General features: G+C 70.1%; 22 protein-coding genes and 2 pseudogenes. 18 read left to right on the plus strand and 6 right to left on the minus strand.

The features are described 5' to 3' along the window. The first annotated feature begins 721 nt into the window (after positions 1–721). The 3 genes from ABZW30_RS22265 (at position 722) to ABZW30_RS22275 (ending at position 4,128) form a co-directional block, all read left to right on the plus strand. Positions 722–1,417 carry a response regulator transcription factor gene (locus ABZW30_RS22265; protein WP_355672886.1) on the plus strand — a complete coding sequence of 232 codons (696 nt, stop codon included), beginning with the start codon at positions 722–724 and terminating at the stop codon, positions 1,415–1,417. A 10-nt stretch (positions 1,418–1,427) separates the two neighbouring features. Beyond that, a complete protein-coding gene (locus tag ABZW30_RS22270) occupies positions 1,428–2,507 on the plus strand; it encodes a HAMP domain-containing sensor histidine kinase (RefSeq protein ID WP_355672887.1) in 1,080 nt (359 codons plus the stop codon). Positions 2,508–3,117: 610 nt separating this feature from the next. Then, positions 3,118–4,128, plus strand: a complete 1,011-nt coding sequence (locus ABZW30_RS22275) for a hypothetical protein (protein WP_355672888.1) — start codon at positions 3,118–3,120, stop codon at positions 4,126–4,128. A 137-nt stretch (positions 4,129–4,265) separates the two neighbouring features. Here ABZW30_RS22275 and ABZW30_RS22280 read toward each other — a convergent pair whose 3' ends face one another. Then, entirely contained in the window at positions 4,266–4,487 is a 222-nt protein-coding gene (locus tag ABZW30_RS22280) for a hypothetical protein (RefSeq protein WP_355672889.1), read from the minus strand. A 94-nt stretch (positions 4,488–4,581) separates the two neighbouring features. On the opposite strand from ABZW30_RS22280, the gene ABZW30_RS22285 reads away from it, so the two are divergent. From ABZW30_RS22285 to ABZW30_RS22300, 4 genes are all read left to right on the plus strand, one after another. Beyond that, a complete protein-coding gene (locus ABZW30_RS22285) occupies positions 4,582–5,022 on the plus strand; it encodes an NUDIX domain-containing protein (protein ID WP_355672890.1) in 441 nt (146 codons plus the stop codon). 35 nt (positions 5,023–5,057) lie between these two features. Then, on the plus strand, positions 5,058–5,603 hold the full coding sequence (locus ABZW30_RS22290) for an AAA family ATPase (protein ID WP_355672891.1): 546 nt from the start codon (positions 5,058–5,060) through the stop codon (positions 5,601–5,603). A 63-nt stretch (positions 5,604–5,666) separates the two neighbouring features. Then, on the plus strand, positions 5,667–6,146 hold the full coding sequence (locus tag ABZW30_RS22295) for an N-acetyltransferase (RefSeq protein ID WP_355672892.1): 480 nt from the start codon (positions 5,667–5,669) through the stop codon (positions 6,144–6,146). 42 nt (positions 6,147–6,188) lie between these two features. Then, positions 6,189–6,776 (plus strand): NUDIX domain-containing protein, encoded by a 588-nt coding sequence (locus ABZW30_RS22300; RefSeq protein WP_355672893.1) that lies wholly within the window; start codon positions 6,189–6,191, stop codon positions 6,774–6,776. A gap of 221 nt (positions 6,777–6,997) precedes the next feature. On the opposite strand, the gene ABZW30_RS22305 is transcribed toward ABZW30_RS22300, so the two are convergent. Both ABZW30_RS22305 and ABZW30_RS22310 read right to left on the minus strand, forming a co-directional pair. Then, the gene (locus ABZW30_RS22305; protein ID WP_355672894.1) at positions 6,998–8,215 is read right to left on the minus strand and encodes a S53 family peptidase; all 1,218 of its coding nucleotides are present in this window, start codon (positions 8,213–8,215) and stop codon (positions 6,998–7,000) included. A 396-nt stretch (positions 8,216–8,611) separates the two neighbouring features. Beyond that, positions 8,612–8,836: pseudogene (locus ABZW30_RS22310) on the minus strand (integrase core domain-containing protein); the annotation flags it as partial. A 450-nt stretch (positions 8,837–9,286) separates the two neighbouring features. Here ABZW30_RS22310 and tsaD point away from each other — a divergent pair. The 5 genes and pseudogenes from tsaD to ABZW30_RS22335 all read left to right on the plus strand — a co-directional run bounded on the left by tsaD (position 9,287) and on the right by ABZW30_RS22335 (position 13,953). Continuing rightward, on the plus strand, positions 9,287–10,354 hold the full coding sequence (tsaD, locus tag ABZW30_RS22315; protein WP_355672895.1) for a tRNA (adenosine(37)-N6)-threonylcarbamoyltransferase complex transferase subunit TsaD: 1,068 nt from the start codon (positions 9,287–9,289) through the stop codon (positions 10,352–10,354). A 390-nt stretch (positions 10,355–10,744) separates the two neighbouring features. Continuing rightward, a pseudogene (locus tag ABZW30_RS22320) lies at positions 10,745–10,882 on the plus strand (exodeoxyribonuclease III); the annotation flags it as partial. Between the two features lie 429 nt (positions 10,883–11,311). Continuing rightward, positions 11,312–11,998, plus strand: coding sequence for a DUF488 family protein (locus ABZW30_RS22325; protein WP_355672896.1), 687 nt, complete (start codon positions 11,312–11,314; stop codon positions 11,996–11,998). Between the two features lie 133 nt (positions 11,999–12,131). Continuing rightward, on the plus strand, positions 12,132–12,905 hold the full coding sequence (locus ABZW30_RS22330; protein ID WP_355672897.1) for a hypothetical protein: 774 nt from the start codon (positions 12,132–12,134) through the stop codon (positions 12,903–12,905). A gap of 85 nt (positions 12,906–12,990) precedes the next feature. Then, complete coding sequence (locus ABZW30_RS22335; protein ID WP_355672919.1) at positions 12,991–13,953, plus strand: tyrosine-type recombinase/integrase; 963 nt, start codon at positions 12,991–12,993, stop codon at positions 13,951–13,953. Between the two features lie 20 nt (positions 13,954–13,973). Here the strand turns inward: ABZW30_RS22335 and ABZW30_RS22340 are convergent, their stop codons facing one another. Beyond that, positions 13,974–14,345 (minus strand): hypothetical protein, encoded by a 372-nt coding sequence (locus tag ABZW30_RS22340; RefSeq protein ID WP_355672898.1) that lies wholly within the window; start codon positions 14,343–14,345, stop codon positions 13,974–13,976. Positions 14,346–14,487: 142 nt separating this feature from the next. Here ABZW30_RS22340 and ABZW30_RS22345 point away from each other — a divergent pair, with 142 nt between their 5' ends. The 5 genes from ABZW30_RS22345 (at position 14,488) to ABZW30_RS22365 (ending at position 19,168) form a co-directional block, all read left to right on the plus strand. After that, positions 14,488–15,306: a hypothetical protein gene (locus ABZW30_RS22345; protein WP_355672899.1), complete on the plus strand. Its 819-nt coding sequence runs from the start codon at positions 14,488–14,490 to the stop codon at positions 15,304–15,306. Between the two features lie 17 nt (positions 15,307–15,323). Continuing rightward, the gene (locus ABZW30_RS22350; protein ID WP_355672900.1) at positions 15,324–17,240 is read left to right on the plus strand and encodes a fumarate reductase/succinate dehydrogenase flavoprotein subunit; all 1,917 of its coding nucleotides are present in this window, start codon (positions 15,324–15,326) and stop codon (positions 17,238–17,240) included. Next, the gene (locus ABZW30_RS22355; RefSeq protein WP_355672901.1) at positions 17,237–17,998 is read left to right on the plus strand and encodes a succinate dehydrogenase/fumarate reductase iron-sulfur subunit; all 762 of its coding nucleotides are present in this window, start codon (positions 17,237–17,239) and stop codon (positions 17,996–17,998) included. Before ABZW30_RS22350 ends, ABZW30_RS22355 begins: the two co-directional genes overlap by 4 nt. Positions 17,999–18,151: 153 nt before the next feature. Then, positions 18,152–18,610 (plus strand): helix-turn-helix domain-containing protein, encoded by a 459-nt coding sequence (locus tag ABZW30_RS22360; RefSeq protein ID WP_355672902.1) that lies wholly within the window; start codon positions 18,152–18,154, stop codon positions 18,608–18,610. A gap of 75 nt (positions 18,611–18,685) precedes the next feature. Continuing rightward, entirely contained in the window at positions 18,686–19,168 is a 483-nt protein-coding gene (locus ABZW30_RS22365) for a polysaccharide deacetylase family protein (RefSeq protein WP_355672903.1), read from the plus strand. 480 nt (positions 19,169–19,648) lie between these two features. Here the strand turns inward: ABZW30_RS22365 and ABZW30_RS22370 are convergent, their stop codons facing one another. Further along, complete coding sequence (locus ABZW30_RS22370; RefSeq protein ID WP_355672904.1) at positions 19,649–20,293, minus strand: FCD domain-containing protein; 645 nt, start codon at positions 20,291–20,293, stop codon at positions 19,649–19,651. Between the two features lie 92 nt (positions 20,294–20,385). On the opposite strand from ABZW30_RS22370, the gene ABZW30_RS22375 reads away from it, so the two are divergent. Continuing rightward, positions 20,386–21,258, plus strand: a complete 873-nt coding sequence (locus ABZW30_RS22375) for an alpha/beta fold hydrolase (protein ID WP_355672905.1) — start codon at positions 20,386–20,388, stop codon at positions 21,256–21,258. A gap of 78 nt (positions 21,259–21,336) precedes the next feature. On the opposite strand, the gene ABZW30_RS22380 is transcribed toward ABZW30_RS22375, so the two are convergent. Continuing rightward, positions 21,337–22,509 (minus strand): CopD family protein, encoded by a 1,173-nt coding sequence (locus ABZW30_RS22380; protein ID WP_355672906.1) that lies wholly within the window; start codon positions 22,507–22,509, stop codon positions 21,337–21,339. Positions 22,510–22,513 lie beyond the last annotated feature (4 nt).

Consider the following 22,513-nt stretch of genomic DNA (forward strand, 5'->3'; position numbering starts at 1 on the left):
ACGGCTCGGGATCAGCACCTCCGCCGGCCCTCAGCGCCCCCCCGGTGGACGGCATCAGCACCATGCGGACATCCCCTCTTCCACTACGCCGAAGTCAGGAGGTCCATGCTGCCGATCGGACTCGATGTCCACGAGTGTCGTCCAAGCGAGCAATTCCGACACTTGGACGTGGCCCTGGGGGCTACGGAGGCGGCATCCGGGACGCCCGGACCGCCGGAGTCAGGCCGGCGAGCGCACCGGTCGTCCGAGCGCCGCTCCGACACCGGGATGGTCACGGTGGTGGCGACGCCGACGACTCCCACGATCAGTGCCACCACCCCGGGCTCAGGAAGAGGCTGCCGAACGCCCCGCCGCAGCGGCCCTGACTGGTGCAGTGCGATCAGGAAAGCGCAGACGCCAGGTGTGCAGCCGGAAGGTGAACTGCGGGCGATGGTCGCCGGGCCGGCCGAGGAGCTTGCACGACGATCACGATCTGTCACGACCGGACCCAACAGCGCGAGTTCGACCTGAGTGGAACAGCTCGTACCGCCACGCCCCGCGATCACGAACGTTGTGACGACGTTTCAGTAGGGTCGGGGACCGGAAACGGAGCAACGGCCACCGCGCCGGTCCCCGACCCTACTCAAGAAGCGCGGTGGCCGTGGAGGCCACGACAGTTACCCACCGGGGCGTATGCGTTTTCAATATGCTCATGATAGGTCCCAGGCCGTAGCATCGGCATATGCGTGTCTTGATCGTCGAGGACGAGCTGTACATGGCAGAGGCCATCCGCGACGGGCTGCGTCTGGAGGCCATCGCGGCGGACATCGCCGGTGACGGCGACACCGCCTTGGAGTTGCTGAGCGTCAACGCCTACGACATCGCCATTCTCGACCGCGACATCCCCGGCCCCTCCGGTGACGAGATCGCCGCATGGATCGTCGCAGCGGGATCAGGTATGCCCATCCTCATGCTCACCGCCGCCGACCGGCTCGACGACAAGGCCTCCGGGTTCGAGCTCGGTGCCGACGACTACCTCACCAAGCCGTTCGAGCTGCGTGAACTCGTCCTCAGGATCAGGGCACTCGACCGCAGGCGCGCGCACATGAGACCGCCCGTGCGGGAGATCGCGGGCCTGCGGCTGGACCCCTTCCGCCGTGAGGTCTTCCGCGACGACCGCTACGTCGGACTCACTCGCAAACAATTCGCCGTGCTCGAGGTGCTCGTCGCCGCAGAAGGCGGCGTCGTCAGCGCCGAGGAACTGCTGGAGCGGGCCTGGGACGAGAACGCCGACTCGTTCACCAATGCTGTACGCATCACGGTCTCGGCTCTGCGCAAACGCCTCGGTGAACCTCAGATCATCGCCACCGTGCCCGGCGTCGGATACCGAATCGCCGCCCAGGCGGACATCAGGCGTGAGGGCGATGCGGGTGCATAGAACACCGGGCATGAGCGTCCGCCTCAAATTCACCCTCAGCTACGCGGGCTTCGTCATGCTCGCAGGCACACTGATGCTGGCCACTGTGTGGGTGTATCTGCTGCGCGGCCTGCCCGATGCAGCGAGCAGCCCCAAGGGGCTCGTGCCCGTCCGCACCATCGTGCTGCACGCGTACGCTCCGGCGACGGCCGTCGTGCTGACGCTTCTGCTGGTGTTCGGCCTGCTGGGAGGGTGGCTGCTCGCCGGCCGAATGCTCGCCCCACTGACCCGGATCACCGACGCCACCCGCACGGCCGCGAACGGGTCGCTCTCCCACCGGATCGAACTGGAAGGCCGCAAGGACGAGTTCCGCGAGCTGGCCGACGCCTTCGACACCATGCTCGCGCGCCTCGAAGCGCACGTCGCCGAGCAGCGGAGGTTCGCGGCCACCGCCTCCCACGAGCTGCGCACCCCGCTGGCGATCACGAAGGCCCTACTCGAAGTGACGCTCAACGACCCGGCGCGAGACCTGGGCCAGCTTGTCGGACGCCTCCACGACGTCAATGCCAGGGCGATCGACCTCACCGAGGCATTGCTCCTGCTCAGCCGTGCCGACCAGCGATCCTTCACCCGGGAGTCCGTCGACCTGTCCCTGTACGTCGAGGAGGCCGTCGAGACACTGCTTCCCTTGGCGGAGAAGCACGGCGTCGACATCGAGGCCGCGGTCGACATCACCCCGACCATCGGCTCCCGAGCGCTCCTGCTGCAGCTGACGGTCAATCTCATCCATAATGCGATCGTCCACAACCTGCCCGGTCGGGGCATCGTTCGGGTGACAACCGGCATCCATCCCGAATGCGTGACGCTCAGCGTCGAGAACACCGGCGAGGTCCTTCCGGCACAGCTGGTCTCGACCCTCACCGAGCCCTTCCGGCGCGGCACCGAACGCATCCGCCAAGACCACGCGGGCGTCGGCCTGGGCCTGGCCATCGTCAAGAGCATCACCGAAGCGCACGACGGAACCCTCACCGTCGTCCCGCGCCCCGGAGGCGGCCTCCACGTCACGGTGCGGCTGCCGGCCGCGCCTCCGCCGCAAACCTCCAGCGGGTAATCCTGGCTTCCGCAGCTGATGGTGGGTCCTGGGCGCGGATGAGAGTGTTGTCGCAGGTCGCGGGCTTCAGGGCCGGTGGAACGGCGAAAATCGCCCACACCAGGACCAGGACGCGCCATGGACGTCAGGGCCCTGGGTAGGAACGGCGATCGGATCGACCGGCTATTCACCGAGCCCGCAGGGTGTTTCGTCTGCGGGCTGTCGGCCCGGTGGCTGTCATGTCACGCCTCCGGTCCGGCGAGGACGAAGTCGTCCTGGGTCGGCTCAGCTCGCAACCGCTGTTCGACTGGTGCTGTGGGGTTCTTCGATCTGCGGAGTATTCCTCAGTGTTCGGGTCGGTTCCTCTCTCACGGCTACCTGTTGGGTTGACGCTCACGATCCGGTCTCCCCCGCGCGGGGGAGGCCGATGATCCGTGGGATGGATCTGCTCAGCGCGGGTGACGGGAAGTCTTGGAGTGTCGGCAGTCCGGATATACGGGGGGGCACAATGGCTATTCCTGCGAACTCGGAGGTAGGCGGCGTTCCCAGGCCACCGACCACAAGCCCGGGGTGGAACTTGTGGTGGCGGCGGTGGCCCGTGTGGGTACCCACGGCCGCTGTTGTGTGGGGCGTGTCGTACGCCGCTGTCGAGGTCACGTGGGCGGCGGCGGGCATCACCGTGCTGTGGAAGGAGCACTCCGCGTACGCGCCGGCGGTCCAGCTTCTCCTGGCGGCCCTCGCGCTCCTGGCCGGCGGCGCCTGCCTGGCCAGCACCCGAACTCTCGCCAGGCCTGGCCGGGTTGCGGTGGCGACGGCACTGATCACCGCGCTCCCGGTGTTCGTCGTGGGGACGGTTGGCCTGCCGATCTACTTCGTGGCGCTGGCGACGCTCTCGGGGATCGAGAGCGCCACCGGGCTGGCCCAGGTGCTGTTGAACACGGCCGGATCCGCCCTTCTGTTCCTCGTCGGTTGGTCGTACCGCCGACGGCTGCGCGGAGACTGCCCGCGATGTGGGCGGCCGCACGCCGGCGCCGGCGACGGCCCGCTTGCCCACCCGGCCGCCTCCCGAGCCCCGAGGCGGACCCGCGTCGCGGTGTACCTGCTCATGTGCGGACTCCTTCCGTGGGCGGGAGCCAAGACCATCTGGACGCTGGGCGGCAACGCGCTCGGTGTCGCGGGCGATGACTGGCAGAGGACGACGAGCGTCGGCGCGTCGGGGCCGTCGAAGGCAACCGCGTCGGCGGGGATCGACGTGACCGTGCTGGCCGCGATGGTCGGGATCTTCCTGCTGCTGGGGCTGCTGTACGTGTGGGGGCAGGTGTTCCCCCGCTGGACGCTGTTCCTGTCCGGACGACGGGTCCCGCGCCTGCTGCCCTTGATTCCGGCCTGGCTGACCGGCATCCCCCTGACGATATACGGGGCCTTCCTCATCGTCATGGCCCCGCTCATGGCTGCCGGTGTGCTGCCCAAGATCAAGCCGTCCCCGCCGTTCACCACCAGCTCGGGGATCACCTGGTTTGCCGAGTTCGGCGGCCTGGCATTCGCCGGTCTGGGTATCGGCCTCGTTGTGGCCGCCCGCTCCTACGCCGCCCGCACCCACCCCGTCTGTGCCGGCGCCACGGCAACGGAGAGGCCCGAGTAGTCGGAGATCGGAATGTCAGCTTCCCGCCGGCGATCAATGAGCAGCCGCGACGGTTCCCGATCGAAGCGCTCAAGTGCATCGCGTCAAGCCGCCCCCTTCCCGGACTGAACGGCCCAGCCGCCAAAGGCGGTTGACGTTCATGGCCGACCTGGTTCCGCAGTGTCGGCGAGGCTGGCGGCGCGCGCGGTGAGGTAGGTGGTCCAGTCGCGTTGAGCCCGACGGACCCACTTCAGTGCGGTGTGGACGTGGACGTCGAGGAGGTCGGCCAGCACTCGTGCGGGCAGGTCGGTGGCGAGGGTGATCAGGGCTGCGGTGCGCGCCGCTCTGGTGTGGACGCCCTGACGTCCGACGTGCGACAAGCGATCACCTGTCCGGTCGCGGCTTCGTCATGCCCTGAGCCGGCCGGGCCGCCGTCCAGGTCCGCGTGCCACTGTTCCGAAGGGAAGAAGTCCGATGGTCCACAAGCTGGTTGTGGGAGTGCACCTCGTCCTGATCGAGGACGGCCGGGTGCTGCTGGGGCAGCGCGCCAACGCCGCCTACGCCGACGGCTACTGGCACGTCCCGGCCGGCCACCTCGAAGAGGGCGAGTCCGTCCTGCGCGGCATGGCCCGGGAGGCCGAGGAGGAACTCGGCATCGAGATCCGCGAAGAGGACCTCGATCTCGTCCACACCCTGCACCACCTCGACGCCGACGACGGCGACGGGCGGCTGCAGTTGTTCTTCGCCCCTCGGTCGTACGCCGGGAAGATCGCCAACCGTGAACCGGACAAGTGCGCCGCCCTCCGCTTCTGGCCGCTGGACGGTCTTCCGGAGCCGATCGTCGGCTACACCGCGGACGCGCTCGCGCAGATCACCGCCGGTCGCCCGCTGTCCGTCGTCGGCTGGCCGTCATGAAAACCGCAAGCCACCTGGGGCTTCCAGGTGCCGGCTTGCCCGCAGGAAGCGAGGCGACCAGGCTCGTTGTCGTCCGGGGGAACTCGGCGTCGGGCAAGTCGTCGGTGGCGGCAGGGCTTCGGGACCGGTTCGGTCGGGGCCTGGCCGTGGTCGCGCAGGACAATCTCCGCCGCATCGTGCTGCGTGAGCGGGACCGGCCCGGCGGTGCGAACATCGGCCTGATCGACACCGTGGCACGGTACGCACTGGGCGTCGGCTACCACGTCGTCATCGAGGGCATCCTGTACGCCGACCACTACGGCGAGATGCTCGCACGCCTGGTGAGCGACCATCGCGGTGTCACGCGCTGTTACTACCTCGACATCCCGATCGACGAGACGCTGGTCCGGCACGCCTCAAAGGCCGATCGCGAGTACCTGGCCGCCGTCACCGAGCGGGAACTGCGCGACTGGTACCGCGAGCACGACGTTCTGCCCGGCGGCATCGAGACCGTCATCGGCAGCGACAGCACCCTCCACGACACGGTCGACCGCATCATGCGAGAGACCGCGCTCTCGGAACTACCCGCACACGACAGCTAAGGCCGCCGATCGAGCGTCGCGTTCGCCATTGACCGGCCCCACCCGTCCACGAGGAGAACCTTAGTGTCCGCACCCGATCCGTGTGTTCGCGCCGCCACGCCACAGGACGCCGACGAGTTGCTTCGCCTTCGCGTCGCCGTGCTGACCGGCGAACCGGTCACCGACCAGTGGCGATCAACCTTCCGCGACGACATGCACCAGCGCCTCGGCACCGATCCCAACCTGCTCGCCTACGTCGCCGACGCCCCCGGCGGCGGCCTCGCCGCCTGCGCGATCGGCATCGTCTACCGCGGCTACTGCGGCCCCACCTACCCGACCGGCCGGTGGGCCCGGATCCACACGGTCGTCACCGACCCCGGCCACCGCCGCCAGGGCCTGGCCCGCGCCGTCACCAGCGCCCTGGTCACCGCGATCAAGCAACGCGGCTGCTCCATCGAGCTCCGCGCCACCGACGCCGGCGCCCCGCTCTACCGCAGCCTCGGATTCGAGCCCGTCGACGGTTTCATGGCGCTGCGCTCCACCTCCCCCGGGTGGGCCAATTGACCGTGGCGTCCCGCCCCTCCCGACACGACAAGGAGCCCCCTGATGCACGAGACGAGCCGGCTGGCGGTCTGCGTCATCGCCCACGATCTGATCACCGACCGGATCGCCACCGTCCACTACGCCAAGCGCAGTTGGACCCCAGGCCCCGCGTGGACGATCCCCGGAGGGAAGGTCGACCCCGGAGAGGAAGTCCCGGACGCCGCCGCCCGCGAGCTGCTCGAGGAGGCCGGACTCATCGTCCGACCGGCCCACCTTCGCCTGGTCCACACGATCCAGGCCAAGGAGGGCTGGGACGGGCGCGGCGGGTTCGTGCTGTTCGCCTTCGCCACCAGCGAGTTCACGGGCGAGTTGGTCAACGTCGAGCCGGACAAGCACCTGGAGGTGCGCTGGCACCCCGCAGCGGCCGTCCTGCCCAGCCCGATGTTCCCGACCTCCAAGGCCGCGGTGGAGTCGTACCTGGCCGGCGGGCCCGCCCGGCGATGCCGGCGATCGTGGCGGTCGGTGTGGTCGCGGGCCCGGGTACCACCTCTCGCACGGCCCGGGTGGGCGATGCCACCGTCCGAATCGGCGAACTCGCCGGCCCCGGACGCCCCAGCGAGATTACGGCGAGCAGCGGACTCTCGTTACTGAGGCGATCACTGAGGTTCCTGACACGCCATGGCCGGCGGCGGCTGACGCCCAGGAGGCCGACCTGACCGCCACCAGCGCCGGTCACAGACACGCGCCAATGGTGAACGTCATCTCCCCCGCTCGACCGGAGGAACCGTCGGTGCCGCCCGCCGGCGCTGTGACCCGGAAGGCTCACCGGGCGGCGCGGGCGGCGGGCGACTGTCGAGGCTCGCGGTAGCCGCTCAACTCATGCCGTCGGCGGCGAGGCCGCGAACACCATGAGGGGTGCCGATACCGGTCGGTCCGTCGTATCCCTTGACGGCGGTGCAGAGGTAGGTGCCGCCGCATGATCCGTTGGCGCCGGTGACGATGTCGTTGAATGCCTTGCGGTGCGCGTAGGGGTAGGAGTTGGGGCGGCTGTTGGGAGCCGGTGTGCCGGCCAGTGCGTACATGGCCGCGATCAGCGGGGTGGACAGGCTGGTGCCTCCTTCGACGAGCCAGCCGGTGGCACCGGAGGGGGTGGGAACCGTGTCGTAGACCGCCAGGCCGGTGCCCGGGTCGGCATCCGCGGAGACGTCGTTCTCGGTGCGGTTGGCGCACAGCGGGTCGTGCTGGAAGGACGGCTTGGGCTCGAAGATGGAACACCCGGAGCCGGTGCCGGACCAGGCGCTCTCGGCCCAGCCGCGGCGGTTGTGCGCCCGGCGCAGGGAGGTGCCGCCCACCGCGGTGACGTAGGGGGAAGCCGCGGGGTAGACCGTCCCGTAGCCGCTGTCGCCCCCGGCGAAGGTGTAGACGACCCCCGGGGAGAAGTGATCGTCGAAAATGTGCTCCTCGGGGAACTCGGGCGAGAACCAGCTGTTGGATACGTAGCGTGATCCGATCCCAGTGGCCACATCCTCGGCGATGAAGAGGTCGTTGTAGGTGTCGGCGGCCGCTTCGACGACGGTGATTTTGCAGTCCGGGCAGGCCGCACTGACCGCGTCGACGTCCAGCGACTCCTCCAGGGACCACTCACTGTCCACCGGAGGTCGGGTGCCCGACCCATAGATCTGGCTGAGGCATCCGTTGGCCTTGGTGCACGGCGGCAGGTGGAACTGCTTGCGGTAGACGGCCAGGTCGCTCTCGAGATTGGGATTGTGGAACGCGACGACGATCGCCACGGTCCTGCCGTCGGAGCGGGCGCCGAACAGGTTGTAGGCGCGGCGGATGTCGGCGGGGCCGTAGCCGGGCGGGGTGGCGCGCGGGTCCAGATGCTCGATCCGCGGCAGGTCGGTGCGCAGCTCGGCCGCGCAGGACGCCCGACCGGCTTCGGGTGGCCGGCACACGTGCTGGTAGGTCGGCTGTGGAGGAGCCGCGCCGGCTGCGCCCGGGCGGGCCTGCGCGGTCGTGTGACCGGCGATCAGGCTCGTGAACACCAAGGCTGCCACGAGCAGCGGTCTGGACGTGGAGACAGCACGCATGACACTCCCTCAGGAGACAGACCTGTCCCCCGTCGGGGGCGGCCACCCCACTGTGGGCCTCCGTCCACGGCCGCCAGGTGACCGACCCGTGCCTTCCAGTCGAATGGCCCAGCGAATCGAGGCGCGCAGCGGATCCGCACGTCCAGGCCAAGCCATTCCCGCACGATCCGCTGCCGCCGCCGACCTTCCCGGTCAGTGAGCCTGCGGACAATGGCCGACTCCGCAGCCCTGCTCGACCCGGTCTGGGACACGGCGCCGGTGACTCCCGAGAGGCCAACCTGATGCTCGACGGCATCGACCCCTGGTGGCACCCCACCATCGTGATGGGTGCCGGCCTCACACTCGATCTTCCAGCGCCGTCACCCTGAAGAGCCGCAGTCAATGGCTGACACATCGTCAGGATGTCCAGATGTTCTGACCCGTGAGGCTGGAGACGCGGCTGGCGGGTGGTTTGCCTGCGAGTGCGGTGTGTCCGCGGTGGCGATTGCAGGCGTGGAGCCGTGCGGGGTAGGCGTCTCGGCGTTCCTGCTCGGCGTGGCAGGGCCTGGCATAGGCCCACTCGTCGAGCAGGGTGTGGTTGAAGCGTTCGACCTTGCCGTTGCTCTGTGGCCGGTAGGCCGGGTGCACTGTGGGCGAGCCCAGCCCGGGCCGGCGCGAGCTGACGATGTGCGTGAAGTTGCGGTCCTCGACCGTCCGGTAGGACGGCGGAACAGAACAGCACCGGAGAGCGGAGGCAGCGCCGACGGCAGCGCGTACACCACCTCGGCGGGTCGGCTGGTCGGCGGGCGGTTCCGGCTGGCGCGGCGGGTGGGGCCGGCGGATTCGGCAGCGTCTGACGGGCCCACGACGAGGTACCCGGCGTGGGCCTGGCCGACAAGGAGGTCCAACTCCCCTCTGCGACCACGCCCGAGGAGCACACCGAGCGGGTGCGGCGGCCCGGCTCGGCGCGCCGGACAACAGCTCCGCGACAACGACGATCGACGCAGGCACCCAGGACCCCGGACGAGCCGATCCGGGGATATGTTGCATATAGGATGCAGATGCAATCATTATGCAAGAAGGAGTGGTGACATGACGGGGTCGCCGGTAGTACTGGGAATCGAGTCCTCGTGTGACGAGACCGGCGCGGGCCTGGTCAGGGACGGAGTCCTGCTCGGGCAGGCGGTGGCGTCCAGCATGGACGAGCACGCCCGCTTCGGCGGGGTGGTGCCGGAGATAGCCGCCCGCGCGCACGTCCACGCCATGGCGCCGGTGGTGGGCGAGGCGCTCGACCGTGCCGGACTCACCCTTGCCGACATCGGCGCTGTCGCGGTCACCGCCGGCCCCGGTCTGTCCGGCGCGCTGCAGGTGGGGGTCGCGGCGGCGAAGAGCTACGCCTTCTCGCTCGGTGTCCCGCTGTACGGGGTGCACCACCTCGCCGGGCACGTCGCCGCCGCGACGCTGGACGGCGGGCCGCTGCCGAACCCGTGCGTGGTACTGATCGTCTCGGGCGGGCACACCTCGCTGCTGCTGGTGCGCGACCTGGCCCGCGACCCGATCGTCCACCTCGGTGGCACCCTGGACGACGCAGCCGGCGAGTGCTTCGACAAGGTCGCCCGGATCCTCGGCCTGCCCTATCCCGGCGGCCCCGCGATCGACCGCATCGCCCGCGACGGCGATCCGAAGGCGGTGCGGCTACCCCGTCCGCTCAGCGGCCCGAGCGATCCGCCGCACGCCTTCTCGTTCTCCGGCCTCAAGACCGCCGCCGCCCGTTGGGTCGAGGCCCGGCGGGCCGTCGGCGCCGAGCCGCACGTCCCGGACGCGGCTGCGGCACTGCAGGAAGCGATCGCCGACACGCTCACCCGCAAAGCCGTCCGGGCCTGCACCGACCACGGCATCGACACCCTGGTCGTGGTCGGCGGTGTCGCCGCGAACTCCCGTATCCGTGCCCTCACCGAGGAGCGCTGCGCCGCCGCCGGCATCACCCTTCGAGTGCCACCGCTGCGGCTGTGCACCGACAACGGGGCGATGATCGCGGCGATCGGGGACCTGCTGGTGCGCTCGGGCGCCGAGCCCTCCCCGATGAACCTCTCCATCGACCCGTCCGCGCCGTTGGAGTACGCGGCGCTCAGCCCGCTCGCCGCAGTCCGGGCCGCGTGACCGCCAGCGGCGGGGTCTTGGGGGTCAGCCCCTCGTGGGAACGGGATTGGCCGGGTCGTCCAGCCACAGGGTGTGGCTGTCAGGAATCATGATAAGGCCGAAGCGGTCGAAGCCGGGGCAGCCCCGGTCGTCCCACCAGCGGCAGGCGGCTTCCACCTCGTCCAGCCGAGCCCCGGATAGGTGCGGACCGGGCCTCCGTGCGGCCACCGCAGCTGCGTGGCCGGGTAGTCGGCTCGGACCTCGTCGCATGCAGCGGCGCCGTCGCCGACCTGGACGTAGTCGGCGAGGTTCGGCTGGCCGAGCTGCGTCACGAGATTGCGCAGAAACCGGGCGCAGGTCGCCGTGTCGAAGGCATCCACATCGTCGGGTTCCAGGATCAGGCCGATCCGCTGGCGAATCGACATGATTTGTACAACGGAGGGTATCGCACGCCGAGCCACGAAGGCATACGTGGAGCGGCCCGCCTCCCACGCCGAGCGCTGGTCGGACCACGCGCCGGTCACGGCGCACTTCGATGACGAGGCCTGAGCCGGCGTAGTCGGCCCGGGCGGCGCCGAGCGCCCGGGCCTGGATCTCTGGGGAGCGGCACGGGCCTCAGAGCCCCGGATCACGGCAGCCGCTGACACGCTGCCGCCAGCTCCACGCGCACCGAGCAGGCGACGGTCGCGCATCACGGCGCACCCACGGCCTCAGACACACCGCCGCCACCATCATGATCGCCGCCCCCTTGCCGTCGTCCCCAAGACCCTGCGCCACTCCACCCTCGCCACCGCCCTCGACCACGCCGACACCAACCATCGCGGCCTCACCGTCCTCGCTGGCTCCGATGCGGGCGCGCTTCCGGCAGCGGCATAGAACACCGTCCGCCGCGGACAGCCGCCGCCAGCTGTTCGGGCCTTACCCGTTCGGGGGATGCGACCGCAAGTCCGAGCTGACTGGTCGTTAGGATCGGGACCCATGTCCAGTCGTTCCCACGCCGATACTCCCGAGCACGCGCGCGCCCGCCGCCTGGGCTGCCAGTTGCGAGCGCTGCGCGAGACACGCGGCTGGAGCCGGTCACAACTGGCCGATGCATCCGGTGTACCGCTTCGCACACTGACCCGCCTGGAGACCAGCCCCGCGGCGCAGCCTGGGTTCTTCACCGTGGCGGCGCTGGCGGACGCGCTGGAGGTTGCGGTCGACGCGCTGGTGGCGGCTGCGGGTCCGGTGCCTGGTCTGTGGTCCACCGGGTACGAGGGCCGGACGATCGACTCGTTCGTCGCCGCGCTGATCGAGGTAGGTGTGGACGCGGTGGCGGATGTTCGGCTCACTCCGATCAGTCGCAAGCCGGGGTTCAGCAAGTCCCGGCTGAGCGCGGCGCTGGCTGATGCCGATATCGCCTATCTGCACCTGCGTTCGCTGGGGAATCCGAAGGACAACCGGGCGCCGTTCTGGGAGGGGCGCATCGGTGAGGGCCTGGCCACGTTCGCCGATGTCATGGCGGCCGAGCCTGCCCGCCGGGAGCTGGACGATCTCGTGGAACTGGCCGTCGAACGTTCGGTGGCGGTGTTGTGCTTTGAGCAGGACGAGCGCCGCTGCCACCGTCAGGCGGTCCTCGCTGAACTGCACCGGCGCACCGCACTGCCCGTCTCCGCCCTGGCCTGAGCAGCCCATCGACTGCTGTCCGGGAAGGCGCTCTTGCGCTGCCGGCACGGTGCCCGCCCAATGGTGACAGGAGCCGAACCAGGGGGCTGGCATGGTGGCATCGGGCTGGGAACGAGCGCGCATCCTGATCACGGTGAAGACGTATCCCGAGGTTTCCCACAAGTATCTGGAGACCTGCTGCGTGGCCGGCATCCGCCTGGACACGGACCCGGTCCAACACGTGCGTCTGTTCCCGGTCCCGCACCGGCTCCTGGATGAGGAGAAGCAGTTCGCCAAGTACACGATCGTCGAGGTCGACGTCCGACACCACCACGTCGACCGGCGCCCGGAGAGCCTGCGCCCCAACCTGGACACACTCCAAGTCGTTGGCACGGTCAGCAACCGCAGCGGCTGGGCGGATCGCCTCGACATCGTCAGACCCCTGATCGCCCCGTCCCTGTGCGCGATCAAACGCCGCCAGGAGGCCGACGGCACCTCGCTCGGCCTCTTCCGCCCCGCCCGCATCGACTCCTTTCGACTCGCCGACGCTCGCCCTTGGACTCCCGAGCAGGACGGCATCGTCAACCAGACCGACGTCCTGCACCCCGACCACCGGCCCCTCGAATGGGTGCCCTACGAGTTCCGCTACCGCTTTCACTGCGACGACGACGCCTGCCGGGGTCACGACATGGGCCTCCAGGACTGGGAGGCAGGCCAGTCCTGGCGCAAGTTCCGCCGCCGCTACCCGGCCCACCGACTGGCCGGCGTACTGCACGACCGCTGGTGGACCCAGATGATCACCCCGGAGCGGGCCACCCACTTCTTCGTCGGCAACATCGCCGCCCGCCCGAAGACGTTCATGCTCCTGGGACTGTTCAATCCCACGGTCGTCACCCTCACCGCCCCTCGGCAGGACGCGCTGTTCTGACAACGGACCGCCTCATGGCAGTGACGAGTACCGGGGTGTTTACGAGGACCGGACGCTGCGCGTTGGGCTGTTCCTGTACGAGCGGCTGGAGTCGAAGCGGCCGGCGCTGGCGCCCAACACCTGGGCGGGCTACCGAGCGTGCATCGAGCGCGACCTGGTCCCCGCGTTCGGCGGCATGCTGCTCGTCGACCTGCGGCCCAAGCACATCGACGCCTGGGTGAGCACGCAGCTCGCCGTCGGCCGCGGGCGCACCACCGTCCACCATGCGGTGGCCATGCTGCGCAATGCCCTGAACCACGCGGTGCGGACGTGGCGGCTGCGCTACAACCCGGCCAAGCACTCCGTGCCGCCCAAGCCCCGTGCCGCCGTACGCACCTGCTGGACCCCGGATGAGGCCGCGGCGTTCCTGCGGCACAACGCGGAGCACTACGCCGACCGGCTCGCCGACCTGTTCGAGGTCATGCTCGGCACTGGCATGCGGCGCGGCGAGGTTCTCGCCCTGCACTGGTCCGATGTCCACCTCATGGACCGCAAGCTCTACGTCCGCTGGACGCTGACGGCCGTGAACAACGGGAAGATCCACCTCGGCGAGCCCAAGACCGAGGCCAGCCGCGCCTGGATCAGCCTGTCCTCCAGAGCCATGGCCGCCCTCCACCGCCAAGCCGCCCTCCAGATGGCCACCCACCCAGACGGTCTGCTGGAAGGCCTGGTCTTCGCCCGCCCGGACGGCGACCCACTGCGCCCCCAGTGGGTCCTCGACCAGCTCCGCAAACGCACCGCCGAACTCGATCTCCCCAAGATCGGCCTGCACGACCTGCGCCACACTGCAGCCAGCATCATGATCGCCGAAGGCATCCCCCTTGCCGTCGTGTCCAAGACCCTGCGCCACTCCCACCTTGCCATCACCGCCGACCTGTACGGCCACCTCCTCAAGGACTCCGCCGACGAAGCGGTCACGGCACTCGCCTCCGCGCTCGACCGGGCGGACGCCGAGGTGGCTGGCCAGGCCGGTTCCACTGTCGGTCACGGCTTCGGACAGGCGGCGTGAGCCAGCTAGTGCTTCTCCTGTCAGGCCTTCGTGCCCGGCTGCTGCTCGGCCGTTGCCGGGTCACCGACGTGAGTGCACTCGGGTTCCTCTTCGTCCGTGTCCGGCTGGAGGACGTCGAGGAGGTCCTGCGCTGCCCAGTCCGGAAAAGTGCCCGCCGCGGAGACCGGCAGCAGGGCGTCACGCCGCAGGAACTCTTCCTCGAAGATGGCCTTGGTAAGCCAGGCGAACGTGTCGTCATCGAGCAGATCGGGGTAGCAGGCGGCTGTGTCCGCGAGCCGCTCGGCGTCGGGGAAGGCGGCCGGGAGGCTGCCGTTGCCCGCGGCGCGGGCGACTGCGCGGCGGGCCGTGGTCTCGTACCAGCCGGAATCACCGGTTCGGCTGCCCAATCCCATGGGCGATTCGCCCGGCTGGTGGACATCACCCCGACGCGGGCGTGACGAGCCGGTCCTGGCGCTGGAGTTGCCCGTAGGGTGACCTGCGCCACACTCGTGGCGATCCAGGGCGAGGAGCCCGCCGCGGCGAGGAGGGCCGGATGTGAGCGCCGGAACCGATCGGCCCACCGGCACGGGCGTCCACGGGCCGGGCCGGGCCGGCATTCCGCAGGGGCACCTGCGCACCGACCGCTGGTGGCTCCCGCGACTGGCCACGGTCGTCGGCCTGCTCGCCTTCGTGGGCTACGCGACCTGGCGAGCCTTCGACGGGACGCACTACTACGCGGCGCCGTACGTCTCCCCGTTCTACTCGCCCTGCCTGGCCGCGAACTGCGTGAGTGTGCGAGGCGGGGCCGACTGGGCGCTGTTCGGAAGCTGGTGGAGGCTGTCGCCTGCGCTGCTGGTGCTGGTCTTCCCACTGGGATTCCGGGTCACCTGCTACTACTACCGCAAGGCCTACTACCGTGCCTTCTGGTCCTCGCCGCCGGCCTGCGCGGTGGCCGAGCCGCACGCCCGCTACAGCGGCGAGACCCGGCTGCCGCTGATCCTGCAGAACATCCACCGGTACTTCTTCTACGTGGCCGTCCCGTTCGCCGCGATCCTCACCTACGACGTCGCCCTGGGCTTCCGCGACGCCACCGGGGCTTGGGGACACGCAGGGCTCGGCAGCTTCGTACTGCTGGCGAACGTCGCCCTGATCTGGGCGTACACACTGTCCTGCCACTCCTGCCGGCACATCCTCGGCGGACGGCTCAAGCACTTCTCCAAGCATCCGATGCGCTACCGGATGTGGCGGACCGCCAGTCGTCTGAACGCTCGCCACATGCAGCTCGCGTGGTGCTCGCTCGCCTCCGTCGCCATGGCCGACCTGTACGTGTACCTGGTGGCGTCCGGGGCCTTCGCCGACCCGACCCTCTGGTGAGCTGAGAGGACATGCGCATGGCTGATCTCGAGCGGCACGACTGCGACGTGGTCGTGGTGGGCGCCGGCGGAGCGGGTCTGCGGGCCGCGATCGCGGTGCGCGAGCAGGGGCTGCGCGTGGTGGTGATCTGCAAATCGCTGCTCGGCAAGGCGCACACGGTGATGGCCGAGGGCGGGATCGCCGCCGCGATGGGCAACGTCAACAGCAACGACAACTGGCAGGTGCACTTCCGCGACACCATGCGCGGTGGGAAGTTCCTCAACAACTGGCGTATGGCCGAGCTGCACGCCAAGGAGGCGCCGGAGCGGGTCTGGGAGCTGGAGACCTGGGGCGCGCTCTTCGACCGGACCGAGGACGGTCGGATGTCGCAGCGCAACTTCGGCGGCCACGAGTACCCGCGCCTGGCCCATGTCGGCGACCGGACGGGGCTGGAGCTGATCCGCACGCTGCAGCAGAAGGTGGTCTCGCTGCAGCAGGAGGACCACCGGGCGTCAGGCCAAGAGGATCCGACACGGTACGAGTCAGGACTGAAGGTCCTTCAGGAGCGCACGGTGACCCGGGTCATGAAGGGCCGCGACCGGGTCGCGGGCGTCTTCGGCTACGACCGGGAGAGCGGGCGGTTCTTCGTCGTCGAGGCACCGGCGGTGGTGCTGGCGACCGGCGGGATCGGGAAGTCGTTCAAGGTGACCTCCAACTCCTGGGAGTACACCGGTGACGGCCACGCGCTCGCGCTGCTGGCCGGGGCGGGCCTGCTGCACATGGAGTTCGTCCAGTTCCACCCGACCGGCATGGTCTGGCCGCCGTCCGTCAAGGGCATCCTGGTCACCGAGTCGGTGCGTGGAGACGGCGGGGTGCTGCGCAACAACGACGGCCGCCGGTTCATGTTCGACTACGTTCCGGAGGTCTTCAAGGGGCAGTACGCCGAGACCGAGCAGGAGGCGGACCGCTGGTTCGCCGACCCCGACCACAACCGCCGCCCGCCGGACCTCCTCCCGCGCGACGAGGTGTCCCGGGCGATCAACGCCGAGGTCAAGGCAGGCCGCGGCACCCCGCACGGCGGGGTCTACCTGGACGTCTCCACCCGGCTGTCGGCCGAGGAGATCACCCGTAAGCTGCCTTCGATGTACCACCAGTTCAGGGAGCTGGCGGACGTCGACATCACCCGCGAGCCGATGGAGGTCGGGCCGACCTGCCACTACGTGATGGGCGGGGTCGAGGTGGACCCGGATACCGCGGCCAGCCGCGCCGTCCCTGGCCTGTATGCGGCGGGCGAGGTGGCCGGCGGAATGCACGGATCCAACCGCCTCGGCGGCAACTCGCTCTCCGACCTGCTGGTCTTCGGCCGCCGGGCCGGGCTGCACGCCGCCGAGTACGCGCGCGGCCTGGCAGACCGTCCGGCGATCGACGAGGCGCAGCTGGAGGAGGCCGTGCGGGAGGCGGTGGCGCCGTTCGACACGACGCGGGGCGCGGGCGGGCCGGTGGAGAACCCGTACGCCTTGCACCGGGAGCTCCAACAGACCATGAACGACCTGGTCGGCATCGTTCGCCGCGAGGGCGAGATGCGACAGGCACTGGAGAAGCTGGCCGAGCTCAGGGAGCGCGCGGCCCGTACGGTGGTCGAGGGTCACCGGCAGTTCAACCCCGGCTGGCACCTGGCCCTGGACCTGCGCAACCTGCTGCTGGTCTCCGAGTGCGTGGCTCGCGCCGCGCTCATGCGCACCGAGAGCCGTGGCGGCCACACCCGCGAGGACCGGCCCGGCATGGACCGGGAGTGGCGGAAGGTCAACCTGGTCTGCCGGTACGGCGGGGACGGGATCGAGGTGGCCCGCGAGCGGAACGGGGTGGCCCGGCCCGATCTGCTGGCGCTGTTCACGCGCGAGGAGCTGGCGAGGTACCTGACGGCCGAGGAGCTGTCCGAAGGAGTGCAGGAATGACGTACCACGCTGAGTTCCGGGTGTGGCGGGGTGACGTGTCCGGCGGCGGCTTCACCTCGTACCGGATCGAGGTCCACGAGGGCGAGGTGGTGCTCGATCTGGTGCTCCGGCTGCAGGCCGACCAGGCGCCGGACCTCGCGGTCCGCTGGAACTGCAAGGCCGGCAAGTGCGGCTCGTGCAGCGCCGAGATCAACGGGCGGCCGCGGCTGCTCTGCATGACCCGGATGTCCGCGCTGCCGCCGGACCAGCCGGTGACCATCACACCGCTGCGGGCCTTCCCGGTGATCCGGGACCTGGTGACGGACGTGTCCTTCAACTACGCCAAGGCGCGCGAGATTCCGAGCTTCGCGCCGCCGCCGGGCCTCCGGGCCGGCGAGTACCGGATGCGGCAGGAGGACGTCGAGCGCTCGCAGGAGTTCCGCAAGTGCATCGAGTGCTACCTGTGCCAGAACACCTGCCACGTGGTGCGTGATCACGAGGAGAACAAGGGTGCCTTCGCCGGGCCGCGCTATCTGATGCGGATCGCCGAGCTGGACATGCATCCGCTGGACACGGTGGACCGGCAGACCGACGCGCAGGAGGTGCACGGGCTGGGCTACTGCAACATCACCAAGTGCTGCACCGAGGTCTGCCCCGAGAGCATCAAGATCACGGACAACGCGCTGATCCCGCTCAAGGAACGGGTCGTGGACCGCAAGTACGACCCGCTGGTCTGGCTCGGCAGCAGGATCGGCCGGCGCACCGAACCGGGGCGATAAGCACGGAACGCTCAGGATCGGATGCTCGGCCACCTGGTCAACCAGATCGACCCCCGCAGCCTCGCATCCGCTTCCACAGACGTGGCAGTGCTGCCGCAACTGAGGTTGTCTTGAGGGGGTGACAAGTGGTGATCCTTTCGCTACTCCATGGGTATGAGGTACGCGGATGGCGGCGGATTGACCGCTGCGGGGCGGGCGAAGCGGGAGCGGGTGCGTTTCGAGGCCGCGGAGTTGTTCGAGCAGGGGGTGCGGCCGCCGGAGGTCGCGCGGTGTCTGCGGGTGTCAAGGAAGTCTGCCTATGCCTGGTATGCCAGGTGGCGGGACGGCGGGGTCGAGGCCCTGGTCTCCAAGGGGTCGCAGGGCGGCAGCCGCGGCATCAAAGGGGGCTGCAGAAACGGTTCCCGCACCCTGGTCGACCTCACCGTGGCAGAGATCCGGCGGCTCCTGGCAGCTGGCCGCCCCCACTTCCCGCGTCCACCACGGTGCTCGCCCCGCGCTCATGCCTTGAACTGGTCCACCTGGCGACGCGAACGCCAGGCCGTCGCCCGCCGCTGCCACTACCAACGCCGGCTGCACACGATCGAGGGGCGGCCCAGTGAAGACCGCCCCTGATAGAGCACCAGCCCACTACACTCCACCGCGCAGCCCTCTGAACAGGCAAAACGTCGAAGTCCTGCTGGAGTACTAGTGCAGGAGATCGCCGACGCCGGCCACGAGATCGCCGTGCACGGCTGGGCCCACCGCCCGCTGCTGCTGCGCGGACCCCACGCCACATACCAGGACCTGCGCCGCGCCCGCGACACCATCGCCGACCTGACCGGCCGGGCACCCCACTGGTTCCGGCCCCCGTACGGCATCATGACCACCGCCGCCCACCTGTCCGCACGCCGACTCGGGCTCACCCCCGTGCTGTGGACCACCTGGGGCGAGGACTGGACGAGCCGCGCCACCCCCGACTCGGTCCACCGCACGGTCACCGCCGACCTGCACGGTGGCGGCACGATCCTCCTGCACGACTCCGACTGCACCTCCGCCCCCGCCGCCTGGCAGTCCACCCTCGGCGCCCTGCCCTCCCTCCTCGACCACTGCGCCGCCAACGGCTGGCAGGTCGGCCCACTGCGCGACCACGGCCTCCGAACGATCCCGGGCGAAACGTGGCGCGCCGTGTGATGGCCACGGCTGCAGCCCGGCCAGCAGGCACCACAGGGCGACTCCGGCGGCGAAGACAGCGACGCGACCAGGGCGGGGCCGGCACCGACAGTGCGGAACACCGGAGGACAGACGCCAGATTGTCGGCCCCGGTCGCGATGCTCAGCGTCATCACCGACAGCAGTCCGCTAGCGGAGACGCCAAGATCCCATCGCCCGACCGGTGTGCCCGGCGAGCTTCGGCCAAGCCGTCGGTATCCCTCAGGTGGCGTCCCTGCCGGCTTGATCAGCCAGTACGGGTAGGCAGGTTCTGAAGGTGGTCGCGCCGGGGGTGTCGATCTCGCTGCCCAACCCGACCTGCCCAAGACACCGTTGCCGAACAGCACACTCTGCGACACGTCCAGGACAACACTGAGCGTCCGTGCACCGGGCCATCGGCAGGCTCGCCGACGGCGTGGCCGGTGCGCACAGGACTCCCGGCGAGAAGGTCGGTACCCGATGGTCAGGTCTGAGGAAGCGTGGCGATCAGCGCGTCAAGGTGCCGGGCCGCCTCGGCGGACGCCCTGGCGGAGTCCCCGGCCTTGATCGCCTCGTACAACTCGCGGTGGATGTCCAGGGGCGCGGCGGGCGAGCCGGGGGTCGTCCGCGAGCCCCGGAGGCTCTCGGCGACCGCCCCCGCCAAGCCGTGGTACAGCTCGATCAGCACGACGTTGTGTGAGGCTTCCACCACCGCACGGTGGAAGGCGACCCCGGCCTCGACCTGGTCGACCGCATCCGCCACGCCGTAGCAGTGCTCGTGCCCGATGGCGGCCAGTCTTGCGAGGTCCTCGGGCGTGCGTCGCTCGGCGGCCGCCCTCGCGGCCTCCACTTCCAGCGCCCGCCGGGCCAGGAGGATGTCGCGCAGGTCGGCCGGGGCGAAGCGTCGCCGCAGGATCCCCTCGGTGTCATTGCGTGCGCGCACGTAGACGCCGTCCCCGTGGCGGATCTCCAGCACCCCGGCGTGGGCGAGCGCACGCACGGCCTCGCGCATCGTGTTCCTGGCCACGCCGAGCATCTCCAACAGCTTCGGCTCCGGCGGGATGCGGTCACCGACCCGCCAGCGCCCGCCGGCGATTTCCTCCAGCATGACCTCGGCGATCTGCTCCACTCGCGAACTCGAACTCACCCTGAGCATCACATCTCCCCATCCAGACGGTCAATGATTGACCGTCAGTCGGCATCCATGATTGCCTTCGGTCCATGGCTCTCGCAACTCCGGCCACGGGCCGGATCACCGCAGGCACCATCCGCACGGGCAGTCTCAGGACCGGTGGCGCCGAACTGAACTGGCGCGCCGACCAGGCCACCACGACCGTGATCTTCGTCCACGGCTCCTTCGACGACCACACCAGCTGGGACCAGGTCGTCTCCCTCCTCCCCAGCAACATCACCGCCATCCGCTACGACCGGCGCGGCCACAGCCGCAGCAGCGCCCCCGCGGGCCGGGCCAACCTCTACGACCACGTCGGCGACCTCGTCTCGGTGATCACCGAACTCGCAGGCGGCGCCGCCCACGTGGTCGGGCACTCCTACGGCGCACTGGTCGCCCTCATGGCCGCCGCCCGCCACCCGGAACTGGTCCACAGCCTCCTGGTGCATGAGCCGCCGGCCTTCTCCCTGCTGGCCGGCGACCCGCAAGGCGAGCAGCTGCGCGCCGAAGCCCGCGCCCACGTCACCACGGTCGCCGCCCACATCGAGGCGGGCCGCCGCGACGAGGCGGTGGCTCTCTTCGCCGAAAAGGTCGCCTTCGGCCCCCAGTGGCGGGAGCTGTTCCCGCAGCCGCAGCGCGCGATGCTCGCCGGCAACGCTCACACATTCCTCGACCAATTCCGCGACCCCGACCACTACGCGCTCGATCTTGAGGCGCTGGCCACGGATCGCGTCCCGATCACCATGACCGTGGGCACCATCGGGCCCGCGACCGTACTTCGCAGTACACAACTGCTCGCAGACCGCTTGCCGGCCGCGACCGTCGAGGCTCTCGCCGGAGCAGGTCACGCACCTCAGCTCAGCCACCCCGACGCGTTCGCGGCCGCTCTGGTACGGCACCTGGAACGCGTGGGCCGGAGCTGAGCCCACGGAGCCCGGGCACGGCAGGCCGGACAGCAACGCCCCGGGCTCGGCTTCCGAGACCCGGGGCAGGTGCTCCCCTCAGGCTGCAGCGGTGCCGCCCTGACGGCGGGCGAGGGCGTCCGAGGCCCTCGCGGTGGCGAAGAGGGAGACCGCCAGGGCAAGGGTGAGGGCGGCGCCGGCGGCGAAGACGGTGCCGGAGGAAACGGCCTTCGGGCTGCCGGCCTCGGCGCGGGCCGAGCCGGAGATGAACGGCATCACCACCAGGACGGCGACGGCCAGGGCGACCTCGCCCCAGACCACCTTCGGGAAGTGGCGCAGCGTCAGGCGAAGCAGGGAGGTGGTGTCGTCGGCGCGGCGGGCGCGGACGATGCGAGGCATCAGCCAGAACTGGTTGAAGGCGCCCGCGGTGACGAGGCCGGCCACCAGGAGGATCTTGATGAGCAGGGCGAGGCCGTAACCGGTGGTCCAGAGCTGGGAGATCGCGCCGACGTGCTTCCAGCTGAGCCAGAGGCTGGAGATGGTGACGACGGCGACGCAGAGCATGGCGAGGAAGCCGAAGCGGCGCCACTGGTCGGCCCACAGCAGCCCGGCGTCGGTGCCGAGGCGGCTGCGGGTGCCGGCGAGGGCGACCAGGAGGGCGAGGCCGCCGAACCAGACGGTGCCGGAGATGACGTGGAGTTGGTCGAAGGTGATGTCGAGCCAGCGGTCGAGGTCGGTGGGGGCGGTGGTGGGGACGGCTCCGATCAGGGTCACGGCGAGCGAGAGCGGTACGGCGGTGAGTGCCAGACGGTCGGCGTGGCGGCGGGCGGCCGGGGTGAACAGCGCCATCAGCAGGGCCGCCGTCATGACCAGGACGATGTTCTGGGCGAGGTAGACGGTGCCCTGGGCGATCCAGGCGCCCTTGGCGGCGGGTGCCTGCAGGAAGTCCCAGAGCTGGGCGGGGGCGAGGGCGTCGGAGAAGGGCATGCCCTTGCCGGCACGCGCGACGCGGGCGGCGAGCTGGAGGTAGCCGGTGACCAGCAGGACGACGCCGGCCCAGGCCAGGAAGGTAGCGCTCCGTCCGCGCAGGACCGCACCGTTCTCGGTTCCGCTGTCTGTCGTGCGCAGTGCGGGGCGCACGGTGGTGGCGTAGGTGAAGGTGGCGCCGATGGCTCCGCTGAGGCCGAGGAAGTAGCCGGCCTTGGTGAGGACGCGCCAGAGCTGGGGCATGGCGTAGGGGACCGTGGTCGCGGCCAGGGTTGCAGTGGACATGGGG

This window comes from Kitasatospora sp. NPDC004669 (assembly GCF_040609455.1).
Taxonomy (GTDB): domain Bacteria; phylum Actinomycetota; class Actinomycetes; order Streptomycetales; family Streptomycetaceae; genus Kitasatospora.

What these genes read in the sequence shown, in the direction of transcription:
- ABZW30_RS22355 (WP_355672901.1), top strand. Translation starts at nt 17,237, where the DNA reads ATGACGTACCACGCTGAGTTCCGGGTGTGGCGGGGTGACGTGTCCGGC.
- ABZW30_RS22350 (WP_355672900.1), top strand. Translation starts at nt 15,324, where the DNA reads ATGGCTGATCTCGAGCGGCACGACTGCGACGTGGTCGTGGTGGGCGCC.
- ABZW30_RS22375 (WP_355672905.1), top strand. Translation starts at nt 20,386, where the DNA reads ATGGCTCTCGCAACTCCGGCCACGGGCCGGATCACCGCAGGCACCATC.
- tsaD (WP_355672895.1), top strand. Translation starts at nt 9,287, where the DNA reads ATGACGGGGTCGCCGGTAGTACTGGGAATCGAGTCCTCGTGTGACGAG.
- ABZW30_RS22325 (WP_355672896.1), top strand. Translation starts at nt 11,312, where the DNA reads ATGTCCAGTCGTTCCCACGCCGATACTCCCGAGCACGCGCGCGCCCGC.
- ABZW30_RS22300 (WP_355672893.1), top strand. Translation starts at nt 6,189, where the DNA reads ATGCACGAGACGAGCCGGCTGGCGGTCTGCGTCATCGCCCACGATCTG.
- ABZW30_RS22285 (WP_355672890.1), top strand. Translation starts at nt 4,582, where the DNA reads ATGGTCCACAAGCTGGTTGTGGGAGTGCACCTCGTCCTGATCGAGGAC.
- ABZW30_RS22340 (WP_355672898.1), bottom strand. Translation starts at nt 14,345, where the DNA reads ATGGGATTGGGCAGCCGAACCGGTGATTCCGGCTGGTACGAGACCACG.
- ABZW30_RS22265 (WP_355672886.1), top strand. Translation starts at nt 722, where the DNA reads ATGCGTGTCTTGATCGTCGAGGACGAGCTGTACATGGCAGAGGCCATC.
- ABZW30_RS22305 (WP_355672894.1), bottom strand. Translation starts at nt 8,215, where the DNA reads ATGCGTGCTGTCTCCACGTCCAGACCGCTGCTCGTGGCAGCCTTGGTG.
- ABZW30_RS22270 (WP_355672887.1), top strand. Translation starts at nt 1,428, where the DNA reads ATGAGCGTCCGCCTCAAATTCACCCTCAGCTACGCGGGCTTCGTCATG.
- ABZW30_RS22380 (WP_355672906.1), bottom strand. Translation starts at nt 22,509, where the DNA reads ATGTCCACTGCAACCCTGGCCGCGACCACGGTCCCCTACGCCATGCCC.
- ABZW30_RS22360 (WP_355672902.1), top strand. Translation starts at nt 18,152, where the DNA reads ATGAGGTACGCGGATGGCGGCGGATTGACCGCTGCGGGGCGGGCGAAG.